The sequence below is a fragment of the Streptococcus sp. HCA-5024 genome (assembly GCF_037890265.1).
GTDB lineage: Bacteria > Bacillota > Bacilli > Lactobacillales > Streptococcaceae > Streptococcus > Streptococcus lingualis.
The window spans coordinates 280602-300934 of record NZ_JBBKBR010000001.1; the positions used below are offsets into that span (position 1 = coordinate 280602).

General features: G+C 42.3%; 23 protein-coding genes and 1 other annotated feature. All 23 genes read right to left on the reverse strand.

Annotation, left to right across the window (positions count from 1 at the left end; all coding sequences use genetic code 11):
• Nucleotides 1–43: 43 nt before the first annotated feature.
• On the reverse strand, nt 44–859 hold the full coding sequence (gene proC, locus WKT08_RS01485) for a pyrroline-5-carboxylate reductase (RefSeq protein WP_340279619.1): 816 nt from the start codon (nt 857–859) through the stop codon (nt 44–46).
• Nucleotides 860–862: 3 nt separating this feature from the next.
• The gene (locus WKT08_RS01490) at nt 863–2110 is read right to left on the reverse strand and encodes a glutamate-5-semialdehyde dehydrogenase (RefSeq protein ID WP_340279620.1); all 1248 of its coding nucleotides are present in this window, start codon (nt 2108–2110) and stop codon (nt 863–865) included.
• Nucleotides 2111–2120: 10 nt separating this feature from the next.
• Nucleotides 2121–3230: a glutamate 5-kinase gene (gene proB / locus WKT08_RS01495; protein WP_340279622.1), complete on the reverse strand. Its 1110-nt coding sequence runs from the start codon at nt 3228–3230 to the stop codon at nt 2121–2123.
• A 73-nt stretch (nt 3231–3303) separates the two neighbouring features.
• Nucleotides 3304–4194 (reverse strand): RluA family pseudouridine synthase, encoded by an 891-nt coding sequence (locus tag WKT08_RS01500; protein WP_049491989.1) that lies wholly within the window; start codon nt 4192–4194, stop codon nt 3304–3306.
• Nucleotides 4184–4645 (reverse strand): signal peptidase II, encoded by a 462-nt coding sequence (lspA, locus tag WKT08_RS01505; protein WP_340279625.1) that lies wholly within the window; start codon nt 4643–4645, stop codon nt 4184–4186. Before lspA ends, WKT08_RS01500 begins: the two co-directional genes overlap by 11 nt.
• 3 nt (nt 4646–4648) lie before the next feature.
• Nucleotides 4649–5551 carry a LysR family transcriptional regulator gene (locus WKT08_RS01510; RefSeq protein ID WP_003001728.1) on the reverse strand — a complete coding sequence of 301 codons (903 nt, stop codon included), beginning with the start codon at nt 5549–5551 and terminating at the stop codon, nt 4649–4651.
• A gap of 126 nt (nt 5552–5677) precedes the next feature.
• Complete coding sequence (gene lacG, locus WKT08_RS01515) at nt 5678–7084, reverse strand: 6-phospho-beta-galactosidase (RefSeq protein ID WP_313790450.1); 1407 nt, start codon at nt 7082–7084, stop codon at nt 5678–5680.
• 213 nt (nt 7085–7297) lie between these two features.
• Nucleotides 7298–8998, reverse strand: a complete 1701-nt coding sequence (locus WKT08_RS01520) for a lactose-specific PTS transporter subunit EIIC (RefSeq protein WP_340279630.1) — start codon at nt 8996–8998, stop codon at nt 7298–7300.
• Entirely contained in the window at nt 8998–9315 is a 318-nt protein-coding gene (locus tag WKT08_RS01525; protein ID WP_003007713.1) for a PTS lactose/cellobiose transporter subunit IIA, read from the reverse strand. The genes WKT08_RS01520 and WKT08_RS01525 overlap by 1 nt, the downstream gene beginning before the upstream one ends.
• 34 nt (nt 9316–9349) lie before the next feature.
• Entirely contained in the window at nt 9350–10183 is an 834-nt protein-coding gene (locus WKT08_RS01530; protein WP_340279635.1) for a PRD domain-containing protein, read from the reverse strand.
• Nucleotides 10184–10493: 310 nt separating this feature from the next.
• Entirely contained in the window at nt 10494–11474 is a 981-nt protein-coding gene (gene lacD, locus WKT08_RS01535) for a tagatose-bisphosphate aldolase (protein WP_003007720.1), read from the reverse strand.
• A gap of 1 nt (nt 11475) precedes the next feature.
• Nucleotides 11476–12405, reverse strand: a complete 930-nt coding sequence (locus WKT08_RS01540; RefSeq protein WP_340279637.1) for a tagatose-6-phosphate kinase — start codon at nt 12403–12405, stop codon at nt 11476–11478.
• 10 nt (nt 12406–12415) lie between these two features.
• Nucleotides 12416–12931: a galactose-6-phosphate isomerase subunit LacB gene (gene lacB, locus WKT08_RS01545; RefSeq protein ID WP_340279638.1), complete on the reverse strand. Its 516-nt coding sequence runs from the start codon at nt 12929–12931 to the stop codon at nt 12416–12418.
• A 16-nt stretch (nt 12932–12947) separates the two neighbouring features.
• A complete protein-coding gene (gene lacA / locus WKT08_RS01550) occupies nt 12948–13373 on the reverse strand; it encodes a galactose-6-phosphate isomerase subunit LacA (protein ID WP_003007724.1) in 426 nt (141 codons plus the stop codon).
• A 202-nt stretch (nt 13374–13575) separates the two neighbouring features.
• Nucleotides 13576–15051, reverse strand: a complete 1476-nt coding sequence (locus WKT08_RS01555; RefSeq protein ID WP_340279639.1) for a PTS transporter subunit IIC — start codon at nt 15049–15051, stop codon at nt 13576–13578.
• Between the two features lie 98 nt (nt 15052–15149).
• Nucleotides 15150–15455, reverse strand: coding sequence for a PTS sugar transporter subunit IIB (locus WKT08_RS01560; RefSeq protein WP_003002828.1), 306 nt, complete (start codon nt 15453–15455; stop codon nt 15150–15152).
• Nucleotides 15456–15490: 35 nt separating this feature from the next.
• Nucleotides 15491–15967 (reverse strand): PTS sugar transporter subunit IIA, encoded by a 477-nt coding sequence (locus tag WKT08_RS01565; RefSeq protein ID WP_023918370.1) that lies wholly within the window; start codon nt 15965–15967, stop codon nt 15491–15493.
• A gap of 341 nt (nt 15968–16308) precedes the next feature.
• Nucleotides 16309–17055: a DeoR/GlpR family DNA-binding transcription regulator gene (locus WKT08_RS01570; protein ID WP_340279642.1), complete on the reverse strand. Its 747-nt coding sequence runs from the start codon at nt 17053–17055 to the stop codon at nt 16309–16311.
• A 214-nt stretch (nt 17056–17269) separates the two neighbouring features.
• The gene (gene rpmA, locus WKT08_RS01575; RefSeq protein WP_003002805.1) at nt 17270–17563 is read right to left on the reverse strand and encodes a 50S ribosomal protein L27; all 294 of its coding nucleotides are present in this window, start codon (nt 17561–17563) and stop codon (nt 17270–17272) included.
• Between the two features lie 17 nt (nt 17564–17580).
• Nucleotides 17581–17925 (reverse strand): ribosomal-processing cysteine protease Prp, encoded by a 345-nt coding sequence (locus WKT08_RS01580; RefSeq protein WP_003002581.1) that lies wholly within the window; start codon nt 17923–17925, stop codon nt 17581–17583.
• 14 nt (nt 17926–17939) lie between these two features.
• A complete protein-coding gene (gene rplU, locus WKT08_RS01585; RefSeq protein ID WP_003007734.1) occupies nt 17940–18254 on the reverse strand; it encodes a 50S ribosomal protein L21 in 315 nt (104 codons plus the stop codon).
• A 34-nt stretch (nt 18255–18288) separates the two neighbouring features.
• Nucleotides 18289–18376: a sequence feature (ribosomal protein L21 leader region), on the reverse strand.
• 140 nt (nt 18377–18516) lie between these two features.
• Nucleotides 18517–19059 carry a membrane lipoprotein lipid attachment site-containing protein gene (locus WKT08_RS01590; RefSeq protein ID WP_070594946.1) on the reverse strand — a complete coding sequence of 181 codons (543 nt, stop codon included), beginning with the start codon at nt 19057–19059 and terminating at the stop codon, nt 18517–18519.
• 52 nt (nt 19060–19111) lie between these two features.
• Nucleotides 19112–20332 carry a tRNA uracil 4-sulfurtransferase ThiI gene (gene thiI / locus WKT08_RS01595; protein WP_045759562.1) on the reverse strand — a complete coding sequence of 407 codons (1221 nt, stop codon included), beginning with the start codon at nt 20330–20332 and terminating at the stop codon, nt 19112–19114.
• Nucleotide 20333 lies beyond the last annotated feature (1 nt).

Sequence of the window (20333 nt, forward strand, 5' to 3'; positions counted from 1 at the left end):
TTTGTCAATGTTCTCCAAACTTGGTTTTGACCAATTATTTTATCTAATTTTGTTCTGCCTCTTGTCCCATTTCTTGGGTGCGTTTGTAGGCTGCTTCCACTCCAGCAATGATGTCGCCCCGTAAGCCGACTTGTTCTAAGCGGTTGACTCCTGCGATGGTAGAGCCACCTGGGCTACAAACTGCATCTCGCAAGCGGGCTGGGTGCTCACCTGTCTCTAGGACCATTTGACTAGCGCCTTGGAAGGTCTGTGCAGCCATCTGCAAGGCTTGCTCTCGTGTAAGTCCTAATCCTACTCCTGCATCTGCCATGGCTTCAATCATCTGATAGACAAAGGCTGGCCCACAGCCTGCGACAGCCGTTGCAGGATCCATCAATTTTTCTTCAATTTCGTAGAGGGCCCCTGCTCCTGCTAAGAGCTGGTTGACTTTGGCTACTTGCTGGTCTGTCACTGCTTGGGAGCGGGCCAGACTGATAACACCTTTACCAATGGCCACAGGCGTATTGGGCATGATGCGGATGAGACCCACCTGTTCGTTCTGGATCACGTCAGCCATCTTTTCTAATTCCAGGCCTGCAGCCATGGAAACCAGTAAGAGATTAGAGCGTTGGGCCAAGATGCCTTGATACTCTCCTAGGAGAGGACAAATCTGATAGGGTTTGACCCCTAAAAAGATTACTTCAGCCTCTTGAAAGACTTGTTCAAGATCAGACGCCGTTCCCCCATACTGACTGATAAACTCTTGCACCTTTTGAGGAGAGCGATTGACCAAGAGCAAGTCTTGCGCGTCTACTTCTTTTGCGACTGCTTTGGCTAAACTAGCCCCCATGTTTCCAAGACCGATAAATGCAACTTTCATTTCTTACCTCACTTGACCATTTCCACTGACGATATATTTGTAACTGGTCATTTCCCGGAGTCCCATCGGTCCACGCCCATGGAGTTTTTGGGTCGAGATCCCCATTTCACAACCTAGTCCAAATTGACCCCCATCTGTAAAGCGTGTAGAAGCATTGACATAAACGGCTGCTGAATCTACTTGCTGGGTGAAATAAGCGGCTGTCTCAGGATTTTCAGTCACAATGGCATCCGAATGATGGGTGCTATGAGCTTCAATGTGGTCCACTGCTTGCTCCACTCCGTCAACGACCTTGACTGCTAATATATAATCTAAAAATTCGGTATCAAAATCCTGCTCCTGTGCTGCTGTTCCCGAAATGATGGCCTGTGCTTGCTCATCTAGGCGCAACTCAACGGATCTTTCTCGTGCATCCACTAAGCGCTCTTTGACCAAGGGCAAGAAATCAGACGCGATCGCTCGATCGACCAGCAAGACCTCCATGGCATTGCAGACAGAGGGGCGACTGGTCTTGGCATTTTCAATAATCACTAGGGCTTTCTGGAAATCAGCCTCCTTATCCACATAGACATGAACAATTCCAGTTCCTGTCTCGATCACGGGGACAATGGCATTTTCAACCACTGCTTGGATCAATCCAGCACCACCACGTGGAATGAGCAAGTCCAGGTAGCCCTTGGCCTTCATCATAGCAAGGCTGGACGCTCGACTCGTATCTTGGATCAATTGGAGAAGATCTGGATTGAGTCCAGCTTCTTCCAATCCAGCCTTAAGAGCGGTCACGATCGCTTGGGCAGAATGAAAGGCATCCCTTCCAGTACGAAGAACCACTGCATTTCCACTCTTGATGGCAAGCGCTGCAGCGTCTGACGTTACATTTGGACGACTTTCATAAATGATCCCAATGACGCCCATGGCTACTCGAACTTTCTGGATTTCAAGGCCATTTCCCAAAACTTCAGTATCCAGCACTTCCCCAATCGGATCTGGCAGATCGATTAAAGCACGGATCCCTTGTGCCATCCCTTCAATCCGCTCTTGATCAAGAAATAGGCGATCCAGCATGACTTCAGAAATCTTCCCGCGTGCCGCTTCCATATCGATTTGATTGGCTGCTAAAATGGCTTCAGTTGCTTTTAAAAGCTGGCTAGCCATGGCCTCCAAGGCCTGATTTTTAAGAGCTGTACTGGCTGTATTGATGCTTTTCTTAGCTGATTTCGCTAAGGCTAATTGTTCTTGTGTTGTTCCCATACGTTTTCCTCTAGATTTCTGTAAAGAGTAGGTCAATCTCAGGAGTTACAGAGATCCAATCATCTCGGTGGATGAGGATTCCCTTAGCTTTTTTAGATTGGAGCAGATCGCGCACAGCTGATTGGCCCAGACGGACCTTGCCTTTTCCTAGTAATTGACCAGTCTCTTGATGATAGACGCTGACAATGTCGTGATAAGAAAAATCTCCTTCTTCCTTGGTCACACCAGAAATCAATAGACTCTTTCCATGATCCAACAGGGCTTGCGCTGCTCCAGCATCCACCCAAACGGCACCTTTGCTTTCTGCATAAAAGGCTAGCCATTGCTTCTGGGTTTTTAAACCCTTATCCTCTGCAAGGAAGTAACTGCCATCCGCTTGCTCTTCTGCTGCTTCAATCAAGGCATCAGACTTGAGAGATGAGCAAATATAGACAGGAACCCCTGACTCGGTCGCAAGGGTCGCTGCCTTGAGTTTGGTCAACATTCCACCAGTTCCATTGCTACTGCCAGCACCACCAGCCATCTCGATCATCTCGCGAGAAATGTGTTCGATTCGATCCAAGCGCTTAGCTGTTGGATCCTGAGAAGGATTGGCTGTATAGAGGCCATCGACATCCGTCAACAGCACCAAAAGATCCGCTTGGGCCATGGCCGCAACCTGCGCACTCAAGGTATCATTGTCACCAACTTTTAGCTCAGCGATAGAGACCGTATCATTTTCATTGATAATCGGAATGGCCCCACGGTTGAGTAGGACAGAAAGGGCCTGGTGGGCATTCTTATAGCGACGTTGATCCGCAAAGTCATCCTGGGTTAATAAAATTTGTGCAGAAACAATGTTGCGTAAAAGAAGATTAGAGGTATATTCTTCCATCAATAAACCTTGACCAACTGCCGCAGAGGCTTGCTTGTCTGCCACCTTAGTCGGCCGTTTCTTAAAACCAAGGGCACCAAACCCAGCAGCAACCGCCCCTGATGAGACCAAGATCAACTCATGGCCCGATTCGTGTAAGAGAGCCAACTGCTGGGTAATGACCTTGACCTTCTGTCTGGAGAGACTCCCATCGGGATTGGTCAAAGACGAGGTCCCTACTTTAAAGACGATTCGTTTTGCTTTCATCTCTATGTTTCTTTCTAATACTATTTATTTCGTATGTAATGAAAGTGACTGAATCTCCATTCAGCCATCTTCACTATCCTTTTCGAAGGTCTTCCAGCGTTTTCTCAAAGATCGCTGGCACTTCTGCCGTAAATTCCAAAGTCTCTCCTGTGCGAGGGTGGGTAAAGCCGAGTGTCCGCGCATGCAGAAACTGTCCTTGTCCTTTGAGTGTCTTCTTAGGACCATAAGCAGGATCTCCAGCCACTGGATGGCCGATATAGGCCATGTGCACCCGAATTTGGTGGGTGCGACCGGTCTCCAGTTGCAACTCTACCAAGGTGTAATTTCCAAAGCGTTCCAAGACTTGAAAACGGGTCACTGCAGGTTTTCCTTTCGCCGTAACCGCTTGTTTTTTCCGGTCCTTTTCACTACGACCAATTGGTGCTTCGATCATGCCCCGATCGTTAGGAAGATTGCCATGGACAATGGCCCAATACTTCCGGAGAGATTTTTTGTCTTTTAATTCATCTGCTAAGGCGACGTGAGCTTGGTCATTTTTTGCGACCATCAGGAGGCCTGACGTGTCTTTATCAATCCGATGAACGATCCCTGGACGCAATTCCCCATTGATCCCTGAAAGGTCCTTGACATGGTATAAGAGCGCATTGACCAATGTCCCACTGGTATGACCCGCACTTGGGTGAACAACCATGCCTTGAGGTTTATTGACGACGACTACATCCTGGTCCTCATAGACGATGTCTAAGGGCAAATCTTCTGCTTCATAACTGACCTCTTCCACTTCTGGGACTTCATACTGGATGATGTCCCCTTCTTTGACCGTGTACTTGGCTTTTTTCACAGTCCCATTGACCAGAACTTTTCCTTCTTTGATCTGCTCATTGGCCACAGCTCGTGACAAGGGAGTCAAATCCGCCAAAGCCTTATCCAGTCGCGCACCGGCTACTTCAATTTTAATTTCCATGCGTTTCCTCTTTCAACATCAGGATCAGGAGCAAGAAAACTCCAACTGTCAAATAACTATCTGCTACATTAAAAATTGCAAAATTCATAAAATCCAGGTGGAACATATCGACCACAAAGCCCTGACGCAGGCGATCGATAAAATTCCCCAATCCACCTGCAATGACTAAGGTCAAACCTGTCACCATCCAAAGCGACCCCTTGAGATGCTTATAGAGATAGTAAAAGGCCCCTACCATCACGACTAGAGTGATGAGGGTAAAGAACCATTGCTGATTTTCAAGAAGCGAAAAAGCTGCACCTGTGTTTTGAAGATAAGTCAGACTGACCACATGGGGAATAAAAGACTTAACGACACCCAGTGGAATGTCCTTGACTACATACCATTTGACCAACTGATCCAGTAGGACCAATAGCACGATTGCTACCGGAACCATTGTTTTTCTCTTCATTTCTTACCTCTTTTGATCAAAATACTCTACCATGACTTCGACAAACTTCTCTGCTACAGGGGAGAGATCCATCTCTTCGCGTTTGACATAGACCATTTTATTGTCCAAGTTGTCTTCTAAAGGAATCACGGTAATGCCATTCACTGACTGGCTATCCAAAAAGCCTGATCCTGTCGCATAAGCATCTGTCCGCTCCAAGATCCCATTCAAGGTAGCTCGGTCGGTTACATTGAACATTTGGGAGCTCGAACTGGTATCGACAAAGTTCTCTGAATAATAGAGGTACTCATCTTTTTCTTGGGTAAAGCGAACAGTTGGCAATTGAGCTAGATCTTCCATGACCAGTTTTTTCTTCTTAGCCAGAGGGTGTCCCTTGCGAAGGTAAATATGAGTCTGAAAAGGAATCAAATCCACCACTTCAAGCCCTAATTTATCAACCCGTTGCATAATCCCCTTGGTATTTTGACGGTTGAGATAAATAATTCCCAACTCACTATGCCCTTGAGCCACTTCGTCCAAAATTTGAACCGTCGTTGATTCAAAGATGCGGAAGTTTTTATTTTCCGGATAGCGGATTGAGAATTCCGTCATCAAAGGTGGCAAAAAGTCATAGTGCTGACTAGAAATGGAGAATTCTTTCTTCTCTTCTTCAGGACTGGCATATTGATTTTGAAAAATATCAAACCCTTTGACCACGTCCTGCGCTTTTTCATAAAATTCCATTCCCCGACGGGTCAAAAAAGTCCCAGAACTAGTCCGACGAAAAATCTTAAACCCCAGTTCTTTTTCCAGATCTCTGACAGAGATGGACAAGCTAGGCTGACTCACATACATTTTTTCAGCAGCCTCACGAAAAGTACCACTGTTGGCAATCGCCACTACATATCGTAATTGTTGTATATTCATTCTATTTTCCTTATTACAGTATCGATCTATTATACCATAAATTAGGGGCTGAAAGAAGAGATCCGTTTAAGAGACCTTCATCAAGTGAAAATAAAAAACTGGAACTAAAACAGTTCCAGTTGATCCTTATTCAATCACTTGGCTTTCGGCTACTTTCTTGTACCAATGAGCCGATTTCTTTGGATAGCGCTCCTGGGTTTCAAAGTCCACATAAAAGAGACCATAGCGTTTTTCATAACCATTAGACCAAGAGAAGACGTCCATGAGAGACCAGATGAAGTAACCTTTGACATTAGCACCATCTGCAATCGCATCAGACAAGACCTCTAAGTGTTGTTTCACATAATCAATCCGTCCATCGTCATAAACCGTATTATCCACAAACTCATCTTTGTAGCCCAGTCCGTTTTCAGTGATGTAGATTTTCTTATAGTTTGGATAATCTGCTTTCACGCGCATAATTTGGTCATACAAACCTTGCGGATAGATAATCCAGTCCCAATCCGTCCGAGGCACATAGTCAGGAGCTACACGACGACCAACACCTTTAATTTGGTACTTAGAGCTTCCTTTTTCCCCTTTACCGTTGTGGATGATTTCAGTTTCACCATCAAAGGCTTCCATCCAGTCACTCATGTAGTAGTTAATTCCAAGGAAGTCGTTCAAATCTTTAGCTGCTTCAAGCGCTGCAAAGTCTTCGTCACGAAGATCCAAGCTACCACCATTGACAGATAAGATGTGATGAACACCTTCCATGGTTGCATCTGAATAGTGTCCAAGGTAAGTAGCATCCAAGATAAATTTGTTGTGGATGATATCTTCCAACTCAGCCGCCCGAACGTCTGCTGGATTTTCTGGATCCAAAGGATACTTAGTAGGAAGGGCATGGACCACTCCGATTTCACCTGCATAACCTTTGTCTTTGTACAATTTCACAGCACGTGCATGAGAAACCATCATATTGTGGTGTGATTGGAAGACTTTGGCAAGGTCATACTGAATTCCTGGTGGGAATTTTCCGACTAAGTACTGACCATCTCCGATAGGGCCAATTTCATTGAAGGTTGTCCAGTAGTTGACTTCTGGGAATTCTTCAAAACAGAAGGCCGCATAATCTACAAAGTGTTCGATATTTTCACGATTCAAGAAGTCTCCATTTGAGTGAAGAGCTTCAGGAGTATCAAAGTGGTGAAGAGTTACGAATGGTTCTACATGACGTTTATGACATTCTGCAAATAAGTTATGGTAGAACTCTACCCCTTTTGGATTCACTTCACCATATCCAGTTGGGAAAATACGCGACCAGGCAATGGAAATCCGAATACCATTGACACCGTATTCTTCAGCTAATTGAAGGTCTACTGGATATTTGTGGTAGAAATCACTAGCAGGTTCTGCTGTATACCAATAGTTGTCAGCCAGGTATTTGTCCCATGCAACAGGGCCTTTCCCATCTGTATGAGTCGCACCTTCTGCCTGGTAAGCAGCTGTCGCCCCACCAAAAATAAAATCTTTAGGAAGTGTTTTTGTCATTTTTTCACCTATTTCTTAATTGAACCAAATGAAAAGTGAGCGGAGAGGAGTTAGTGAGCCATCCATCTCCATCTCACTTCTTGTACCAAGCCACCGAATTGTGACATGAGGAGGTAAAAACGATATATTTTTACCGACGAATTAACAAGTCGATTAGGAAAATCGCCATAGCGATTTCCGTTACGATAGGAGACTGTTTCACAGTCCCTATCGTTAATCGAATTGAGCTTGAACGAATGCAAGAGCGCCTTTACCATCACGAGTCAACTTGATGTATTGAGCTCCTTCAGTCTTAGCCAATTTGATTCCAAGTTTATCTGTTTCAGCCTTCATATCTTCATAGTTTGAAGCTACTTGAGGAGCAAGGATAACAAGGTCAAATTCTGGCAACATTTCACGGTGAGCACCGTAACCACCAGCAGCAGCCTTCACAGGAACATTGTATTCTGCAGCAGCTTTATTCAAAGCATTGGCAAGAAGTCCACTAGTTCCACCACCGGCACAAAGAACCAATACGTTTGTTTCTTTTGTGATATTGTTTTGAACTGGTTCACCTTCAACACCAGCTTTTTCAAGAATAGCATCTGCTTTTGCAGTGTTAAAGTTTGCAGCAACTTTTTCTTTCAAGCTATCGTTTGATTTACCTGAACGTTCTTCTTCAAGAATTTGTTCATCGTAAACTTTAACGAATGGGTAGTAAATGATCACGTCTACTACAACAAGAAGTGCAGCAAGGATGAAGGAAAGTACTTGGAAGTTCGTACCAAGAACAATACCCAGAGGTCCAGGCGTTACCCATGGAAGGTTTGCTGAGAATGAGTTCATTCCCAAGGTATCAACAAAGAATTTGAAGATCCAGACGTTTGCGATTGGAGCAAAGATAAATGGAATGAAGAAAGTTGGGTTCAATACGATTGGAGCCCCAAAGAGAATTGGTTCGTTTACACCGAAGAATGTAGGAACAACAGATGCACGTCCGATTGCACGGTTACGTTCAGACTTACACAACCACATGAAGAGGAAGGGAACAATCAAGGTTGCACCAGTACCACCCATGGTAACGATAAACATTTGAGTCCCAGATGTGATGACTTTATCAGCATGTTGTCCGGCTTGAAGCAAGTGCAAGTTGTTATCGATATTTGCATATGTGATCGCCGCAATCGCTGGTTCTACGATTGAAGGACCATGGATACCTACAAACCAGAAGAAGGCATAAGCACCAAAAATAAGGGTAATTCCAAGATATCCATCTGCTGCAGAGAACAATGGAGCTAGAAGTGTTCCGATAGATTCCGCAACTGTTACACCGATAGCACCTTTAACAATCAATTCAAATGCATACAAGAGAACAATTGAAACTGTAAATGGAATCAAGTCTTTAAAAACTTGTGAAATATTCGGTGGAACCTCGTCTGGCATGCGAATCGTCACATTATTTTTCACACAGACCTTATAAACATTAACAGTGACAAAGGCTGCAATGAAGGCTGTCAACAGACCTTTTGTCCCCATGAAGGCTGTAAGAATGCCACCATCTTTACCAGGTTCTGCTGCCATGAGTAGAAAACCAACCATAGTAGCGAGCATGGTAGAAATGAAGTTAATTTGATTGGTTGCTGGCAGATCCCGGTTCATAGAATCAGTCAAAGCCTTAGCCGTTGTACCACCAACGAAGAAGGCCAAGATGCCCATAGAATAGTTATATGGAGTCATCAAGAATGTTTCAATATCTTTAGACCAGTGGAATCCCCAAGCGTTTGGTACATACGCAATTAGGATGAAGATAGATGAGAAAAGGATAACAGGCATCCCTGCAATAAAGCCATCCCGAATCGCTCGCAAATATTTGTTTCGAGAAATCTTTTCAAAGAAAGGTTTCCCTTTTTCAATCAGTTCAATCAGTTTATTCATTATTTCGCTCCTCTTTTATATAGTTCAATCAGATGGTGAATCACGTCTTTTAATAGGATTGTTGTCATGAGATGGTCTTGACCATGCATCATGGTAATGCTATAGGGGATTTCTTCTCCTGCTGCTTCATGCGCTAGCATGGTCGTTTGAGATTTGTGAGCCTCAGCGATACAAGACCCCGCTTCTTCTACTAAGGATTCTGCTTTAGCAAAATCACCATTTTCAGCAGCTTTTAAGGCTTCCACTAATTTTGATCGAGCGTCACCGGCATAAGCGACAATTTCAAAGCCAAGTAATTGGACTTCTTCTTTATTCATGTTGGTTCCTCCTTATGATACCTTTTGAAAATTTTTATAATAGACGTTGAATATGAAGGGCTAAATAGACTTTTTCATTAGGAGATATCTTGGCTCCTGTCTGTTCAGCGATAGTTTGGTAGATCTGATGACTAATCTCATAAGCCTTTGGATAACTTAGCTGGATCAGTTGTTCCATCTCGCTCAAGCCTTCAGGATCCTCTCTTCCCTTATCTAGGGAGTCAAGGAAATAATTGAGATGGATCATAAAGCGATCGTAGAAATGACTATTTTCTTCTTTTCGTTTCAATCCATTGTGAGCTAGTTTTTCCTCTACAGCTTTCAAAATCGCTTGGCGATCTTGGACATCAGGATCCTGCTCATGAATGACTTCCCCTTGTGCATTGATGAAGTGATAGGCGATACGATTCACTTCGTCATCAGGAAATTGATCCAAGAGCCGATTTCGAAAGATTTCAATCGCTTCCTTTGCGATTTTATAGGGAATCGGATGCATAGCAGACGCATCAGGTAGATCACTGTGTTTGTATCTTCCCTGTTGAACCGCCTGGTAAGAACAAAAGATGTGATCTGTTAGTGTCACATAGATATATTCTTGAACAGGATAGGCATATTTCTTAGACAAGGTATCAATCACTTCATAAGTGGTTGTAATGAAATCAAGAGGAACATCCTTTAGAAGGGCCATAAAGTTTTCTCTTGATTCATCCGTGTTTAAACGAAATACTTTTTCGACCTTATCCTCAGCTACTAGATCATGTTTCTTTTTCCCAAAAGCAATCCCACTCCCAACAACAATTACCTCTTGTTGAAGCTCATTTTGAACCAAAGCAACATTATTGTTCATTGGATGGATAATACGATACATGAGGCTCTCCTTTGTAAAATTTGTTAAAAGCAAATAAAAATGACCACGAAGCAACTGAAAAAACTAGCCTATGCTAATCATTCAATCTACTTGTGGTCACGCCTAATCTAACTTAGTAACGCTCACTGCTATTTAACTTATGAACTTATTCTATCATAAGTTTTTTATTTTGTAAACCCTTACAGCGAAAATTTTTAAACATTTTTTTATAAAAAAGAAACAAGTCCTTGAAATAATGAAGAACATTGAAAGGAATTTCTTCCTTCCAATGTTCTAAATGTTGCTTTAGGAGGCAATAACGATTTGTTTCTTACACGCGTTCTGTCCAAGGTGTTGCCACTTTAGCCAAGACCGCATTCAATTCTTCAATATTTTGACGACCTTCTGTACGAAGCCATTCACGAGCAGCTGCTTCTCCATCTTTGATGTAAGCTTCTACTGAACCTGCCCATGTCGCACGTCCACAAAGGACACCGTTGAAGTTAGCACCTGATGCATGAGCAAATTCCAAAGTTTCTTGGAAGAGTTTTGCTGATACACCAGCACTGAGGTAGATGTATGGAAGGTTGGTTGCTTCTTCTTGTTCTTTAAAGAAGGCAGCCGCTTCTTCACGACTATAGACAACTTCACCTTCTCCAAATCCTTCCACGAAGTTCACATTAACTGGAACTTCCACTTTCAAGACATCGATATTGAAACGAGGATCTGAAAAGACTTTCATAGCCTCAATCACCTTACGAGGTTTCACTTTCGCATATTCAGCAGAGGTTGCATCTGCAATTCCTTCATCATAAGCCAAGATTTCAAGGAAGAATGGAATATCTTCAGCAGCGCATTCAGAACCGATGCGTTCGATATAAGCTTGTTTTTCTTGGTTGAGTTCATCTGCACTGTCTACATCATAGTAGAGCAAGAATTTCACAGCATCTGCGCCTTGTTCTTTGATGCGTTTTGCTGACCAAAGGTTCAAGCAGTCAGGCAAACGTTTGGTGCTAGATGTATCGTAACCTGTTTTTTCGTATGCAAGCAAGAGTCCAGCATCTTTGTCCAAGGCTTTCGTAGCAGGCAAACCATATTCTGGGTCCAACAACATTGAGGAAGCATATTTTGTCAATTCATCTGCTACAAGAACTTTCAATTCTTCCATTTGTGCTACAGTTGGCTCAGTGTCTTGGTATTTGGCCATCAAGCGTTTCAAAGCCCCACGTTGGTCAAAGGCCAAAGCTGAAATAACACCGTCTTTTGTACTAAGACGTTCCAAATAGTTGCGTTTTTGTTCTGTTAATACCATTTTATACCTCTTTTACGATTAATTGTTGATACAAGGCATCATAGTGCCCCATGTTGACATGTCCTGTTTGTGCTTCTTGCGCATTTAACATTCCAAGCACATTTGCTTTCTTGAGCAAGTCTGCGTCACTCTCATGATGATAGAGACCAGATGCAATTCCTGCAACAGTCGAATCACCAGATCCGACTGGATTGACGACATCAATCTTAGGAATATCTACCTTATAGAAGACATCGCCGTGCTTCGCAAAAGCGCCATTTGCTCCAAGAGAGACTATCACCCATTCGATGCCATCAAAGAGAGCATCCTGAAGAACTTCTTTTAAGTCTTGCACATTCTTGCTCACTTCTTTTCCTAACAATTGAGACAACTCTTCATTGTTGGGCTTAATGACCGTTGGCTTGACATCTGCTTGAATGGCAGCTTCTAAAGAAGCACCTGAGCAATCGAGTACGACTGGTTTTCCAGCTTCCCTTGCAATCTTGACAAGGCTAGCATAATAATCCACTGGTAAACCAGCAGGAAGACTACCTGAGATCGCAACCACTTCCACTTGATCGATCAAGTGACGGTAATGGTCGAGGAAACCTTGCCCTTCTTTCTCAGAAATGGTTGGACCTTTTTCTAAGATTTCTGTTTGCTTGCCTTCGTGAAGGATGGCGATACAATTTCGTGTATCTCCTTCAATCTCAAAGAAACGTTCCTCTATTCCTTCTCCTAAATGATCAAGAATGAATTGACCTGTTCGACCACCAAGTAGGCCGGTCGCTGCCACTGGATCCTTGATCTCAGAAAGTACACGGGTGACATTGAGACCTTTCCCACCGGCTGTCTTACTCACCTCAGTCACACGATTGACTGTATCCAACTGGAGTAGATCCAAAGGATAAGAGATATCAATCGAAGGGTTCATCGTGACCGTTAATATCATATGTCACCTCTTAGTCGTGGTATTCACCACGGTCCCATTTTTCAAGGAATTCTGTAAAGAAATCAGCATCCGCTTGATGGGCATTATGGGTTTCCACATGTTGGATCTTAGCGATCAATTTTTTATTTTCTTCAGTTGGTTTGTATTCAGCGTGAATAAATGCTTCAATGATATCGCACATGAGCAATTCACCAGTAATTTTACCACCAAAACCGATCACATTCGCGTTCAATTCTTCTTTAGCATAAAGAGCAGTTGTCATATCGCGTACCAAAGCAGAACGGATACCAGGTACTTTGTTAACAGCATTGTTAATCCCAACCCCAGTACCACAGATACAAACACCAAGATCTGCTTGGCCACTTGATACCGCTTCACCGACTTTCTTACCAAAGATTGGATAGTGGGTACGTGTATGGTCATAAGTTCCAAAGTCGAGCACTTCATATCCTTTTGATTTCAAAAAATCAGAAACAGCCATTTTTTCATTTGTCACAATGTGATCACAACCAATTGCAATTCTCATTTGAATTCTCCTCTCATTAGCACATCTTATTCAACATATCGACACGGATTTGATGACGACCACCGTCGTATTTACCATTGACGAAGCCTTTGGCAATGTTCTTGGCTAATTCATCCCCAACAATTTCAGCACCCATGGTAATCATACGAGAATTGTTGTGGCCACGTGTCATATAAGCAGAACGTTCATCTGAAACTTCTGCTGCTACCATTCCTTTGATTTTAGTTGCAACCATAAATGGACCAGCACCGTAAGCATCAATCACGATTCCAAGATTTTGATCGTTTTTGTTCACTTCGCTCGCAACTGCAAGTGTCACATCTACAAAATCTTGACCTTCAGCAGTTACATCCACAACGTCGAAGTTTTCTTTTACAAGAAACTCTTTCACGAGATCTTTTAATCTTAATCCTGCAGCATCTGCACCAATTACAATAGACATGTCCTGTCCTCCTTTTGTTTGTTTCAGCAAATATCCCTGTTGTTAAATTTTCACAAAGAAACATTTTCTTACTTTTGATATTATATTACACCTATTTTGAACGAAAGTCAACATTAAATTGTTTATTTTCGAACATTTTTTTAAAATAAAAACACCATATCCACAAAAGATATGGTGTCAGTTTTCAAACTACATATGACGATTATTTTGCATTTGCAGCATATTCTTCGTTACGTTTGATCATTTGTTTTCTGTACCAAGCGAAGATTCCGATATAGAATGCCAAGAAGACAACTACACCAAGGATAGCTTTGATATCACCAGTTGTTGCGTTACCGATTGTCCAACCGAGCAATTTTTCAACTGGTCCTTCAAGAGTTGAGTGAGTGATCAATTGAGTAGAAGCTACCCCTTTAGGGAAGGCATCAACACTCTTAGCCAATTGAGTTGCAAATGGTGCAATCAATGTTCCTGAAAGAAGGAAGAGTGGCAAGAGAAGACTTCCGAAGATGATCATACGGATCAATTTACCGCGTGTTACAACCAACAAGGCTGGAGTTACACCCATAGCGATGATACCTGCAAGTGGCAAGATACCATTTCCGACTTTAGAAAGAAGCACTGCTTCGATCAACATGATTGGCGCAAGTACGTTGGCACAAGCCCAGATTTCAGCACGACCAGCGATAAATGGCCAGTCCAAACCGATGTTGAATTTACGTCCTTGAAGACGTTTAGTAGCAACGTTTGTAATACCTTGTGACAATGGTTCTACTGCTGCGATGAACCAAGAACCGATCAATGAGAACAATTCCAAGCAGACACCGGCAGTCAAACCAAGGCTCAACCAACCTTTAATAACCAATTCCCATTTGTCAGCATCTTGTACACCAGCAACTGGATGTGGAGTACCCATGATACCGATGACGATACCAAGAAGGAAACCGATAAAGAATTTAGATCCCCAGAAACCGATCTTCTTGTTCAATTTAGCAGCGTCGAAGTCGTATTTATCAAGACCTGGGAAGAATTTGTCAAAGATTTTATCCAAGACCATGATGATTGGGTTCATCATGTAGTTCATGTGAGTAGATGTCATAGGTGATGAACTTGGTGCATTCAACAAATCATCAAATGTTGGTTTCATCAAGTCTGAGTTGATGATTTTCATAACCCCTACAAGGACAACGGCAAGAGTTGCAACGAAGAGGGATACCCCTGCACTAACACCATTCTTATCAGCATACCATTTGATCAAAAGACCAGTGATAGACAAGTGCCAGATATCGAAGATATCGACGTCAAGTGTATCAGTTTTCTTAATCGCAAGCATGATAACGTTGACGATCAACATAATCAACAAGAAGTAAAGTGTCCAGGCAGACCCCCAAGTGATGGTCGCAAGAGGTGCCCAACCAACGTCAGTGATATTCAATTGAATACCAGTATTCTCAACGAATTTTGCAAGAGATGCTGAGAAAGCTCCATTCAACATACCGATGATAGCACCGATACCAGTAAGGGCGATGGCAAGTTTAATACCACCTTCAAGGGCTTTAGAGAATTTCACTCCAAATAAGAGAGCCAATAAAGTCAAGACGATCAACATGATGATCGGAGCACCCATGTCTAGGATGGGTTTGAAAAATTTATTGGCAAAATCAATAATGCCATTCATAATAAATCCTCCCGATTTATGAATTTTTTGTAATTTACAGCATAAAGTGTTCCCAATTTTATAATTGGATAACGCTTACAATCATGTCTAAAAAAATATTAACTCAATCCATGTTCTTTAATGGCAGCTTCGATGTTATCAAAGACTGGCGCACTCATCGCTGGAATACGGAACAAGATTGGTCCTGCTTCTACCACTGGAATACCAGGATCGAATCCCAAATCAGTCGCAGCAATTGGAGTAAAGATGTCATAACCTGAAATCAAGTCTTCATTGACGTCTTTGACCATGACAGCGTCACAACGCACATCATAACCACGGTTTGACAACTCTTCTTCCAACGCATTCTTAATTTGGTGGCTAGAGTTAACACCTGCACCACAGGCAGCTAAAATTTTAATCATTTGGATGTCCTCCATTATAAATATTTACGAATGTTTTAGGAAATAGTTTCCGTAATGTATTGATAAAGCTTATCTTCACTATCTAATTTTGATAGAGCTTCGAGATTTCCATTGGATGTAAAGAAATCCATTAGCTGGGCCAAAATATTGGTTTGGCTTGAGCTCGTATTATTGATAATAAAGAATAAGAGTGAAACTTGAACTTCCTTATCTGGAGCAATCATATTATGGAAAGTTACGGGTTGATCCAAACGAACCACAACCACATTCTCAGTGAGATTATGGACAATGTCTGTGTGCGGGATCGCCACATTTGGTAAGTCCTTACCAAGAAATTCCATGTCTAATCCAGTCGGGAAAGACTTTTCACGCTCAATCAAAGCGGAACGATAGGTTGGTGTCACAATCTGTCGCTCTTCCAATAAGCTTGCTACTTGCTCAAAGAGATCTGTTTGATCCTTGGCATGTAGGCAAAACACAAGATCTTTGTTAAAGAGTTGATTTAATCCCATTGTTGCCACCTCCTTATCTAACTATTTATTTATAGCTTCAGTATATCACTATATTGATTGATTGTCAATCATTTTTTGTCTAAATTTGTTTAATTTTGTTTGTATATCGCTCTAAAGCGCTTTCTATCCGTCATTTTCCAACATCATTAAATCAGTAAAAAGAGAGTGGGACAGAAATCGGTAATTCGTTAGAATTCGATTTCGTCGTCCCACCTCCGCACAGTTGAGTAGGGCTGTAAAAGCTGATGAAATCAGCGTAGTAGAGCCCACTCAACCACTGCGTCTTGCTCGACAATCCAAATACAATTGAGAGGCTAGGACTTTTGTCCCAGCCTCTCATTTTATATAATTTTCGTATAAAAGCCATATTTGTCTTTGATCTTCTTTGGAATACTATCATCAGTAATAATGGCATTCAGGTCTTCCACTCGATAGAAACTATAGAAAGAATAGCTATCAAACTTACTGTTATCGGCAACCACATATTTCTCAATTGCATTGTTTAGAATAATAGCATTACCATTTCCCTCTTCTTCATTGGCAGTGGAAACATGATGCCCATCGATGCCATTGACCCCGATGAAAGCTTTAGAAACCTTGATTTCTTTCAAGAGTTTATTGGCAAATTGCCCGACAAAAGTTTGTGTCTTCACCCGGTAGCGACCACCAACTAATATCAAGTCATAATTCGGGAAATCCTTTAGCTTTTCAAAAATGGGGAGGGAATTGGTGACAATACTGATTTCCTTTCCTTCTAAATAGTCACCGATAAAATCTGTTGTCGTACCAGACCCAATAAAGACGGTATCCCCATTTTCGATCAACTCTGCACATTTTTTTGCAATGGTGCGTTTCTCATCAATATTGATGAGATTTTTCTCACTGTGAGAAGCCTCTAATAAGCTATCTTTTACCTTTTTGTGGGCTCCACCATGTACACGAACTAAAAGACCTTGTTTTTCAAGATCGATCAGATCGCGACGAATGGTCATGTCTGTCACCCCAAAGAGTTCCTTGAGTTCTTTGACTGATACCACACTTTTTCGATCCAGTTCTTGAAGAATTTCAACATGTCTGCTATCTTTCATGGTACTACTTCCATTCCTACTATATTTGTCTCTATTATACTACATTTTTCAAAAAACACAAATTCAAACATTATATTAACAAGAGTAAACACGATATTTTTAAATAAATAAAAGAAAAAAGCCTTCCGTCAATCCGGAAAGCTTTGATTTATGCTATTTCTAGCTTCCTCACCTTTGGATCAAGGCTCGGGATAAAAAGGTTAAGGAAACCTTTTTATTTTGCGATTGGGTAAACAGAAACTTGTTTTTTATCGCGACCTTTACGTTCGAAGCGTACTACGCCTTCAACTTTTGCGAACAAAGTATCGTCTCCACCACGTCCAACGTTCACACCTGGGTAGATGTGAGTACCGCGTTGACGGTAAAGGATAGATCCACCTGTTACAGTTTGTCCATCAGCTGCTTTAGCTCCAAGACGTTTTGCTTGTGAATCACGTCCGTTTGATGTAGAACCTCCACCTTTTTTGTGGGCGAAAAGTTGCAAGTTAGCAAGATTCAATTTCAACATAATTGTTTTCCTCCATGTTAGTTTTCTGTGATAACTCTTGTTTGGACGAACTCTGATGAGTTCTCCGATAAGTTTGCCATCCCTAAGAAAAATGATTCAAAGAATAGTTGGGTCATTTCTCTCTGATGAGGTGGAATATCTGTCGGGATCGTCACCCGAAGGAAGCCACCTTCTTCTTCGTTTAATTCTAGATCCGGTTCGTAGCCTGCAAATTTCTCAACAGAGTTGACAAAGTTAATGGCTAGAGTCGAAACCGATGCACACACGACATCAAAGCCGTATTCACCGCTTCCAGCGTGCCCAGTGATTTCTGCACTCCTCAGCTCGCCATCTTCGGCTCGTTCAAAGACTGCTTGTATCATGTGTTCTCCTAAAATTAAGCGTTGATAGCGTTGATGACAACTTTAGTGTAAGGTTGACGGTGACCTTGTTTACGGTGGCTACCTTTTTTAGGTTTGTACTTGTAAGTAACAACTTTCTTTTGTTTTCCTTGTTTTTCAACAGTTCCAACAACAGTAGCTCCTGAAACAAGTGGAGTTCCGACAACAGTGTTTTCACCACCAACAAGAACAACTTCGTTAAATGTAACTTCTTGACCAGCTTCAACGTTCAATTTTTCAACGTAGACTGCTTGACCAACTTCAACTTTAACTTGTTTTCCGCCAGTTTTAATGATTGCGTATGTGCTCATTATGCACCTCCTATGTATTTTTGGGTTTCCCCGTATTTTTGTGAAGACTCGCCTAGCATCGTGGGACGAACCACTTACTCTCATGGAAATGAGCGACGATGTTCGAGCGGTTGCACAGGCATGTGCATAGTCAACTCTCTTAGTATATCACTTCTATCAGACAAAGACAAGTATTTTTGCGCTTTGAAAACGAATTTCTTTTATAAAATGGATTATTTTGTATCTTTTATTTTAAGATTGCTTGTCAGTCCGACTTCTTCATCTACTTATCCTTAAATTTAAAGTCATTGAAGCTCATTTTTGCTTTTGAAGAATCGTTCATGCTCTTCATTTTTTCTTCTTGTTCCTTGGTGATTTTGATAGGAATGGCTGCAGCCGTATTGGGTTTCAATACACCAGATTCGCTCACTTCATAGTCAACTGTGACATCTTTGAATAGTGGCTCCCCATCATATTCTAAATTCAGAACAAAGGATCCATCACGATCGATGGTTGTGGTGGTACGATTTACGATAAAGAACAAGGCGAAGCGATTTTCCTCATTTCCAAAGGTATAGCCTGGGAAAAAGACAAATAATTTTCCAGGTTCTCCAAGCGTTGGATGTTCCTTGATAAATTTCTCAGACGCTTCCAGGACTTCGTTGTCCTGGTCTTTATACTGGTCGGCTCTGACAAATGTGAGCGGTTCTTTTTTACTGCTGGTTGACTGGCTGGTCTTCTCTTCTTTTTTCGGACCAGTAAATGATACTTTGACGCAGCCTGTCAACAGAAGCAAACTTGTCATTAAAACGATAATTTTTTTCATCTTGTCTCCTTTAAGTTGGTTAGAAAAAGAGGCTGGATACTCCCAGTCTCTCCTATAGCAAATCCTCGATCAGGTCATCGACCTCATCTTTTTCTGCTTTTGGTGTGATCTCTGTTACGATGATGCCTGCTACCGCACGCTCAACCAAATCTTCCACATCCATCCGTTGCTCATACTGCTCCGCATTTTTGAGTTTTGGATTCGTCTTTGGACGGTCTGGCGCAAAGATGGTACAACAGTCTTCGAATGGCTGGATAGAAATTTCAAAGGTATCAATGGCTTGGGCAATATCGATGATTTCCAATTTGTCCATGGTCACTACCGGACGAATAACCGGCGTATTAGTCACTGCATTGATGGCCTGCATACTCTCTAAGGTTTGGCTAGCCACTTGTCCCAAGCTTTCACCATTGATAATCACCAAACCACCGCGAACCTCGCGAATGCGGTCTGTAATGCGCATCATAAAGCGACGAGTCAGGGTCATTAGGTAAGCTTCTGGCGCTTTAGCCTTGATTTCCTCTTGGATCTCTGTGAAGGGAACCTCGATAAATTGGATATTGCCGCCAAACTTAGTCAACTTCCGTGTTAAATCATGGGCTTTTTTAAGAGCTCCTGGGCTGGTATAAGGTGGGCTAGCAAAGTGGACCGCCTCGATATCCACTCCACGCTTCAAGGCTAGGTAACCAGCTACTGGAGAGTCGATCCCACCAGAAAGCATGAGCATGCCCTTGCCAGATGTACCAACAGGAAGGCCACCAGCTCCCTTAATGGTTTCATAAGAAATATAGGCTGCTTCTTCTCGAATTTCAACTTGCAAGTTGATATCTGGTTTTTTCATCTGAGCTTGGATGGTTGGGATCGCTTCAAAGACCGCACCTCCCAAGGTTTGGTTGAGCTCGCGACTATCGAGTTCAAAGGTATGATCACTGCGTTTACTTGAGATTTTAAAGGTCAAGCCGTCCTTGTAAATCTCCTTCATAATCTCTTGCACAGCCGCTTTTAAGGCCGGAACAGATTTTTCAATCTTGTATACGGGTGAAAAATTTTGGATTCCAAAAACCTGCTTGAGGGATTCTGCTACTGGCTCATAATCCGTCCCGTGCAGATAAGCATGCGCTCGATCACGGTCGGCTGTCACTTTGACAGCTGGATAGATAGATAAAACATCTTGGATATTATTGCGAAGTTTATTGATAAAACGCATACGGTTCTTTCCTTTAGTAGAAAGCTCTCCATAGCGAATCATAATTTCTGAATAGGTTAAGGTCATG